Annotated in this window: 14 protein-coding genes and 1 pseudogene; all 15 read right to left on the minus strand. The window is 42.8% G+C overall.

Annotated features, from left to right (window positions below; all coding sequences use genetic code 11):
* Nucleotides 1-14: 14 nt before the first annotated feature.
* Nucleotides 15-572 (minus strand): 50S ribosomal protein L5, encoded by a 558-nt coding sequence (rplE, locus tag ACFILU_RS03025; protein WP_375674694.1) that lies wholly within the window; start codon nt 570-572, stop codon nt 15-17.
* Nucleotides 565-879 (minus strand): 50S ribosomal protein L24, encoded by a 315-nt coding sequence (rplX, locus tag ACFILU_RS03030; protein ID WP_015856579.1) that lies wholly within the window; start codon nt 877-879, stop codon nt 565-567. Before rplX ends, rplE begins: the two co-directional genes overlap by 8 nt.
* A gap of 12 nt (nt 880-891) precedes the next feature.
* Nucleotides 892-1,260 carry a 50S ribosomal protein L14 gene (rplN, locus tag ACFILU_RS03035; RefSeq protein ID WP_004855715.1) on the minus strand — a complete coding sequence of 123 codons (369 nt, stop codon included), beginning with the start codon at nt 1,258-1,260 and terminating at the stop codon, nt 892-894.
* Between the two features lie 144 nt (nt 1,261-1,404).
* Entirely contained in the window at nt 1,405-1,644 is a 240-nt protein-coding gene (gene rpsQ, locus ACFILU_RS03040) for a 30S ribosomal protein S17 (RefSeq protein ID WP_012231991.1), read from the minus strand.
* Between the two features lie 11 nt (nt 1,645-1,655).
* Nucleotides 1,656-1,856 carry a 50S ribosomal protein L29 gene (gene rpmC, locus ACFILU_RS03045; RefSeq protein WP_375660067.1) on the minus strand — a complete coding sequence of 67 codons (201 nt, stop codon included), beginning with the start codon at nt 1,854-1,856 and terminating at the stop codon, nt 1,656-1,658.
* 12 nt (nt 1,857-1,868) lie between these two features.
* Nucleotides 1,869-2,282 carry a 50S ribosomal protein L16 gene (gene rplP, locus ACFILU_RS03050; RefSeq protein ID WP_273791409.1) on the minus strand — a complete coding sequence of 138 codons (414 nt, stop codon included), beginning with the start codon at nt 2,280-2,282 and terminating at the stop codon, nt 1,869-1,871.
* Between the two features lie 36 nt (nt 2,283-2,318).
* On the minus strand, nt 2,319-3,029 hold the full coding sequence (rpsC, locus tag ACFILU_RS03055; protein WP_273791408.1) for a 30S ribosomal protein S3: 711 nt from the start codon (nt 3,027-3,029) through the stop codon (nt 2,319-2,321).
* Complete coding sequence (rplV, locus tag ACFILU_RS03060; protein WP_273791407.1) at nt 3,029-3,418, minus strand: 50S ribosomal protein L22; 390 nt, start codon at nt 3,416-3,418, stop codon at nt 3,029-3,031. The genes rpsC and rplV overlap by 1 nt, the downstream gene beginning before the upstream one ends.
* Nucleotides 3,419-3,420: 2 nt before the next feature.
* A complete protein-coding gene (gene rpsS / locus ACFILU_RS03065) occupies nt 3,421-3,699 on the minus strand; it encodes a 30S ribosomal protein S19 (RefSeq protein ID WP_004855734.1) in 279 nt (92 codons plus the stop codon).
* 15 nt (nt 3,700-3,714) lie between these two features.
* Nucleotides 3,715-4,548 (minus strand): 50S ribosomal protein L2, encoded by an 834-nt coding sequence (gene rplB, locus ACFILU_RS03070; RefSeq protein ID WP_375674695.1) that lies wholly within the window; start codon nt 4,546-4,548, stop codon nt 3,715-3,717.
* Between the two features lie 20 nt (nt 4,549-4,568).
* Complete coding sequence (locus ACFILU_RS03075) at nt 4,569-4,862, minus strand: 50S ribosomal protein L23 (protein ID WP_273723987.1); 294 nt, start codon at nt 4,860-4,862, stop codon at nt 4,569-4,571.
* Nucleotides 4,859-5,479 (minus strand): 50S ribosomal protein L4, encoded by a 621-nt coding sequence (gene rplD / locus ACFILU_RS03080; RefSeq protein ID WP_273791405.1) that lies wholly within the window; start codon nt 5,477-5,479, stop codon nt 4,859-4,861. The genes ACFILU_RS03075 and rplD overlap by 4 nt, the downstream gene beginning before the upstream one ends.
* Before the next feature lie 2 nt (nt 5,480-5,481).
* Complete coding sequence (gene rplC / locus ACFILU_RS03085; protein ID WP_273791404.1) at nt 5,482-6,219, minus strand: 50S ribosomal protein L3; 738 nt, start codon at nt 6,217-6,219, stop codon at nt 5,482-5,484.
* A gap of 27 nt (nt 6,220-6,246) precedes the next feature.
* Entirely contained in the window at nt 6,247-6,555 is a 309-nt protein-coding gene (gene rpsJ, locus ACFILU_RS03090) for a 30S ribosomal protein S10 (RefSeq protein ID WP_005773267.1), read from the minus strand.
* A 61-nt stretch (nt 6,556-6,616) separates the two neighbouring features.
* Nucleotides 6,617-6,685 (minus strand): annotated as a pseudogene (locus ACFILU_RS03095) (elongation factor Tu); the annotation flags it as partial.

The raw sequence follows: 6,685 nt of genomic DNA on the forward strand, positions 1-6,685 counted from the left end.
CACTATGTTTGCCGTTACGAACGAAAAGGAAAATTAAAAGCACGCAATAATTCACGAGCCTCATCATCCGTTTTTGCTGTCGTACAAACGATAATATCCATGCCCCAAATTTGATCAACTTTATCATAGTTGATTTCTGGAAACACAATGTGTTCTTTAATACCCATAGCAAAATTGCCACGACCATCAAAACTCTTTGGATTTAAACCACGAAAGTCACGAACCCGCGGAAGAGCAATCGTAACAAGACGATCTAAAAACTCAAACATACGATCTTTACGCAATGTAACTTTAGCCCCAAGAGGCATTCCTTCACGAACCTTAAAGGTCGCAATAGAATTACGCGCACGCGTAACAACAGCCTTCTGACCCGTTATTAGCCCTAAATCCTCAGCAGCAAGGAAAGGCTTCTTCGAATCAGCAGTTGCTTCACCTATGCCCATATTTATTACAACTTTATCAATCCGCGGAATTTGCATCGCATTTCTGTAATTAAACTTCTCTTGAAGCGCTTTACGAATCACTTCAAAATAATGCGCTTTCATACGCGGTACTTGTCTTTCCTCAGCCATTAATCAACTCTCCCGAACGCTTGGCAAAACGCACCTTATTACCATCTGCATTCATACGAAAGCCTACACGTGTAGGCTTACCATCTTTAGGATCAGCAATCGCCAAATTAGACAGATGAATCGGAGCTTCTTTAGAAATAATTCCAGCCTCTTGCTTCTGCGTTTGACGTTGATGACGTTTAATCATATTAATCCCACGAACAAAAGCCTTATTCTCTTTTGGACTAACCTTAATTACTTCACCACTACATCCTTTATCCTTACCGGACAAAACAACAACTTTATCACCTTTTCGAATCTTCTGCATAACATTTACTCCTTATAGAACTTCAGGAGCAAGCGAGATGATCTTCATATGATTCCTACCACGCAATTCGCGGGGAACAGGTCCAAAGATACGAGTACCAATCGGCTCTTTTTTATTATCCACTAAAACCGCAGCATTACTATCAAAACGAATGACACTACCATCTGCGCGACGAATATCCTTAGCAGTACGAACCACAACAGCTTTCATAACATCACCTTTTTTAACACGGCCACGAGGAATTGCATCCTTAACCGAAACAACAATAATGTCACCGACCGAAGCATATTTCCGCTTTGAACCGCCTAACACCTTGATGCACATGACACGACGCGCTCCAGAATTATCAGCAACGTCGAGATTTGTTTGCATCTGAATCATGACTGGCCACCTTCTCTTAACACATATATCCGATTGTACCTTTTATACACTCGGATTTGCCTGCCAAATAACGATAAATTCATCGCCTTCAAATTTATCAATGATAAAAACACTGTTAAATTCTAAAACAATAAACTTAACCCATTACGCTACATTGTCTTTTACAACAATCCAACATTTATCTTTCGAAATTGGTCTAGATTCTTGAATAGAAACTTGATCCCCAATCTTGAATTGGTTGTTTTCGTCATGCGCTTTATAATTTTTAGACTGCCGAACAGTCTTCTTAAGAAGCGGATGAGAATAACGGCGTTCAACTTTGACAACAACAGTCTTATCACTTTTGTCGCTAATAACAACACCCTGCAAAACGCGTTTAGGCATCTCTTATTTCCTTAAACCTTAGTTTCACTTATCTTTTGACGAAGAAAAGTTTTAATACGCGCAATATCACGACGAACTTGTCTAACACGCGCAGTCTTTTCTAATTGACCTGTTGCTTGTTGAAAACGCAAATTAAACTGCTCTTTCTTTAACTTAGCCAATTCATCTTTCATTTGGTCGAGCGTTTGCGCCCGTAATTCTGTGGCTCTCATCGCTTAACCTCATTATTCAGCAATACGCTGGATGAAACGCGTTTTTATAGGCAACTTTGCAGCACCCAACCTTAGCGCTTCACGTGCAACATCTTCCGGAACTCCATCAAGCTCAAACATGACACGCCCAGGAGCAACACGTGCAGCCCAATAATCAACACTTCCCTTACCTTTACCCATACGAACTTCAGTCGGTTTAGATGTAACCGGAAGATCTGGAAAAATGCGAATCCACACACGACCAGAACGCTTCATATAACGTGTAATCGCACGACGCGCCGCTTCAATTTGACGAGCAGTAACCCGCTCCGGCTCAACAGCCTTCAAACCGTAGGCACCGAAATTCAAATCCGTACCACCCTTCGCAGAACCGTGAATACGGCCTTTGAACTGTTTACGGAACTTTGTGCGCTTTGGCTGCAACATTGTTCTCTACTCCAAATTTTAGTTCAATCTCAAAAACTAAGCATTTTCGCGGCGACGATTCGATGAAGAACCAGATTGATCAGCTTCCGTAGCACGACGTTCTGAAGCCATCGGATCATGCTCAAGAATCTCACCCTTAAAGACCCAAACTTTAATACCACAAATACCATAAGCGGTCTTAGCTTCTGCTGTACCGTAATCAACATCAGAACGCAAGGTATGAAGTGGAACACGACCTTCACGATACCATTCCATACGAGCAATTTCAGCACCACCAAGACGGCCAGAACAATTGATACGAATACCTTCCGCACCAAGACGCATAGCAGACTGAACAGCACGCTTCATTGCACGACGAAAAGCAACACGACGCTCTAACTGTTGAGCAATTGATTGCGCAATAATTGTCGCATCAATCTCCGGTTTACGAATCTCCACAATATTCAATGAAGTTTCAGCATCCGTCATTTCTGAAAGCTTACGACGAAGCTTTTCGATATCAGCACCCTTTTTACCAATAATCAAACCAGGACGTGCAGAATGAATCGTAATACGACACTTCTTATGAGGACGCTCAATAACAACCTTAGAAATAGCCGCCTGTTTAAGCTCCTCAAGCACATATGAACGAATTTTCAAATCTTCATGAAGAAGGCGCCCATATTCACCACTATCAGCATACCAACGAGAGTCCCAAGTCCGATTAACACCAAGACGAAGTCCTATTGGATTGATCTTCTGCCCCATTACGCGGCCTCCACTTTTTCGGTAACTTCACGAACAATAACAGTAAGATGCGAAAATGGACGTTCAATTCTACTAGCACGCCCTCGACCACGAACATGAAAGCGCTTCATCACTATCGACTTACCAACATAAGCTTCCGCCACAACAAGCGAATCAATATCAAGATCGTGGTTATTTTCTGCATTTGCAATTGCTGATTCAAGCGTTTTTTTCACAGTAGCAGCAATACGCTTGCGTGAAAACATCAAATCAGCGAGCGCTACATTAACTCTTTTACCACGAATCATTGCAGCAACTAAATTAAGCTTCTGCGGACTAACACGAATTGTCCGCGTGACAGCTCTTGCTTCATTATCTTTAAGCTGGCGCGAAACTTTAGCTTTTCCCATTCCTACTTCCTCTTCGCTTTTTTATCGGCACCATGACCATAATAAGTCCGGGTAGGAGCGAACTCACCAAACTTATGCCCAACCATCTCTTCAGAAACAGAAACAGGAATATGCTTATTACCGTTGTAAACACCAAAAGTTAAACCAACAAATTGCGGTAAAATAGTAGAGCGACGACTCCATATTTTTATAACTTCATTGCGCCCACTTGCACGTACCTTCTCTGCTTTACCAAGAAGATAGCCGTCAACAAACGGACCTTTCCACACTGAACGAACCACTTCAGACTACCTTTCTCATTTCTTGCGTTGATGACGCGTACGCATAATAAATTTATCAGTGGCTTTATTGGAGCGCGTACGCTTACCTTTCGTAGGTTTACCCCAAGGAGATACTGGATGGCGCCCCCCCGATGTACGACCTTCACCACCACCGTGCGGATGATCAACGGGGTTCATAGCAACACCACGAACATGTGGACGTTTACCACGCCAACGTGACCGACCCGCCTTACCATCATTAATATTCCCATGATCAGGATTTGAAACAGCGCCAACAGTTGCAAAACAGCTACTCGGAACCAAACGCTGTTCACCAGAATTTAAACGAAGAATAGCCATACCATGATCTCGTCCAACCAACTGCGCATAAGCACCTGCTGAACGCGCAATCTGCCCTCCTTTTCCTGGCTTCATCTCAACATTATGAACAATTGTGCCTACAGGCATATTACCAAGAGGCATAGCATTACCTGGTTTAACATCCACATTTAAACCAGCCATAACAGAATCACCAACACCAAGACGCTGTGGCGCAAGAATATAACTCAATTGCCCATCCTCATAGCGGATTAAAGCAATAAAAGCGGTACGATTAGGATCGTATTCTAAACGCTCAACCTTTGCTGAAACATCACGTTTAAGACGCTTAAAGTCGACAAACCGATAACTACGTTTATGTCCACCACCCTGAAAACGAGCAGTAACACGACCGCGATTATTACGTCCACCCTTTGAAGACAAACCTTCAGTTAACATCTTTATAGGTTTTCCCTTATAAAGACAAGAACGTTCCACAATAACAAGCTGACGCTGCCCAGGTGTAGTTGGATTAAATTGCTTAAGTGCCATTATTCCTATCTCCGAGCCTCTTAAAGACCTGTCGAAACGTCGATAGTCTGACCACTGGCCAGAGTTACGATCGCTTTTTTGACATCACTCTGCCGACCAACTATACCTTTGAAACGCTTCACTTTACCCTTACGGACTATCGTGTTAACTGCTTTAACTTTTACGCTAAAAAGCGCTTCAATAGCAGCCTTAATCTCAGGCTTCGTCGCTTTCGGCGCGACATTAAAAGCAACTTGATTATATTCAGAAATCATAGTCGCCTTTTCAGTAATAACTGGACTAATAATTATATCATAATGGCGAAGATCTGTCATTTAAAACGCTCCTCAAGAGCCTCAACAGCTGCTTTCGATAAAACAAGTTTGCTGCGACGCAAAATATCATAAACATTAATTCCCTGAATAGGCAAAATGTCAATATTAGGGATATTAGAGGCTGCACGAAAAAAGTTAATATCAATCTCTTTACCACCAATCAAGAGAGCGTTATTAAATCCAAGCTTAGAAAAATGAGAAACAAGCATCTTCGTTTTAGCATCCTTAACAGTCAACTCATCCACAATAATCAAATCTTTTGCTTTTAATTTTGCAGATAAAGCAAGACGCAACCCAAGAGCACGAATCTTTTTAGGAAGATCATGTGCATGGCTGCGAACCACTGGTCCATGTGCCTTACCCCCACCTCTAAACTGCGGTGCACGTGCAGATGAATGTCTAGCACGCCCAGTTCCTTTCTGTTTAAACATTTTTGCCCCTGTTCGCGACACATCAGAACGACCTTGGGATTGATGACTTCCCTGCTGACGACGTGCAAGCTGCCAACGAACAACACGTTGCAAAATATCCTCACGCGGAACAAGATCAAAAATAGCTTCAGAAACCTTTAATTTGCCAGCTTCATTACCATCAAGAGTTTTAATTACAAGATCCATTATTAGGCTCCCTCAACTTCAGAGGTTTCCGTCACCGGAGTAACCATTTCCGCTTTCTCCTTCACAAGACGGCGAATACCGGCAGGCTTTGGAGCATTATCAGGAAGACGCTTCTTCACAGCATCCCGTATCAAAATCCAAGAACCTTTAGAACCAGAAACAGCACCACGCACTAAAATTAAACCACGCTCACTATCTGTGGAAATAACTTCAATATTCTGTGTTGTTACACGCACTTGCCCCATATGGCCGGCCATTTTTTTGCCTTTAAAAACTTTACCAGGATCTTGGCACTGCCCTGTAGAACCATGAGCACGATGTGTGATCGAATTACCATGGGAAGCACGATGCCCACCAAAGTTATGTCGTTTCATAACACCAGCAAACCCCTTACCAATACTGGTACCAGTCACATCAACTCTTTGTCCTGGAACAAAATGTTCCACTGTAATCTCAGTACCAACATCAAGAAGATTGTCGGGACTCACACGAAACTCTGCTATTTTGGCTTTAGGCTCAACAGAAGCCTTAGCAAAATGTCCACGAAGAGCTTGTGAAGTATTCTTAACCTTAGCAAAGCCTACACCTAATTGAACAGCAGTATAACCATTCTTTTCAACTGTACGCTGAGCAACGACTTGACAATTCTCCAAACGAAGTACCGTCACCGGCACATGCTCACCAGCATCATTATAAATACGGGTCATGCCCAGCTTCTGTGCTATTACACCTGAACGCATCGGGTCTGTTCCTTCTGTCCTCAAACCTCAGAGCTTAATTTCTACATCCACACCAGCAGAAAGATCGAGCTTCATAAGCGCATCCACTGTTTGCGGCGTTGGATCAACAATGTCAAGAAGACGCTTATGTGTTCGCATCTCAAACTGCTCACGACTTTTCTTATCGATATGCGGTCCACGATTGACCGTAAACTTCTCAATCCGCGTCGGAAGCGGAATGGGACCACGGACATTTGCACCGGTACGTTTAGCAGTCGATACAATCTCACGCGTCGACGTATCAAGAATTCTATGATCAAACGCTTTCAAGCGAATGCGAATATTCTGACTGTTCATGCTCTTTATTTCCCTGTTATACAAAGTGCCTTCAATAATTAAAGCACTCAACAAGCATTATTTATTCAATGATCTTAGAGACGATACCGGCACCAACAGTACGACCACCTTCACGAATAGCAAAACGAAG

The sequence above is a fragment of the Bartonella sp. CL100XZDX genome, from assembly GCF_042195375.1.
GTDB lineage: Bacteria > Pseudomonadota > Alphaproteobacteria > Rhizobiales > Rhizobiaceae > Bartonella.

Excerpts from the sequence above, each read along its gene's own strand:
- rplE (WP_375674694.1), bottom strand. The coding sequence starts at position 572 with ATGGCTGAGGAAAGACAAGTACCGCGTATGAAAGCGCATTATTTTGAA.
- rplX (WP_015856579.1), bottom strand. The coding sequence starts at position 879 with ATGCAGAAGATTCGAAAAGGTGATAAAGTTGTTGTTTTGTCCGGTAAG.
- rplN (WP_004855715.1), bottom strand. The coding sequence starts at position 1,260 with ATGATTCAGATGCAAACAAATCTCGACGTTGCTGATAATTCTGGAGCG.
- rpsQ (WP_012231991.1), bottom strand. The coding sequence starts at position 1,644 with ATGCCTAAACGCGTTTTGCAGGGTGTTGTTATTAGCGACAAAAGTGAT.
- rpmC (WP_375660067.1), bottom strand. The coding sequence starts at position 1,856 with ATGAGAGCCACAGAATTACGGGCGCAAACGCTCGACCAAATGAAAGAT.
- rplP (WP_273791409.1), bottom strand. The coding sequence starts at position 2,282 with ATGTTGCAGCCAAAGCGCACAAAGTTCCGTAAACAGTTCAAAGGCCGT.
- rpsC (WP_273791408.1), bottom strand. The coding sequence starts at position 3,029 with ATGGGGCAGAAGATCAATCCAATAGGACTTCGTCTTGGTGTTAATCGG.
- rplV (WP_273791407.1), bottom strand. The coding sequence starts at position 3,418 with ATGGGAAAAGCTAAAGTTTCGCGCCAGCTTAAAGATAATGAAGCAAGA.
- rplB (WP_375674695.1), bottom strand. The coding sequence starts at position 4,548 with ATGGCACTTAAGCAATTTAATCCAACTACACCTGGGCAGCGTCAGCTT.
- ACFILU_RS03075 (WP_273723987.1), bottom strand. The coding sequence starts at position 4,862 with ATGACAGATCTTCGCCATTATGATATAATTATTAGTCCAGTTATTACT.
- rplD (WP_273791405.1), bottom strand. The coding sequence starts at position 5,479 with ATGGATCTTGTAATTAAAACTCTTGATGGTAATGAAGCTGGCAAATTA.
- rplC (WP_273791404.1), bottom strand. The coding sequence starts at position 6,219 with ATGCGTTCAGGTGTAATAGCACAGAAGCTGGGCATGACCCGTATTTAT.
- rpsJ (WP_005773267.1), bottom strand. The coding sequence starts at position 6,555 with ATGAACAGTCAGAATATTCGCATTCGCTTGAAAGCGTTTGATCATAGA.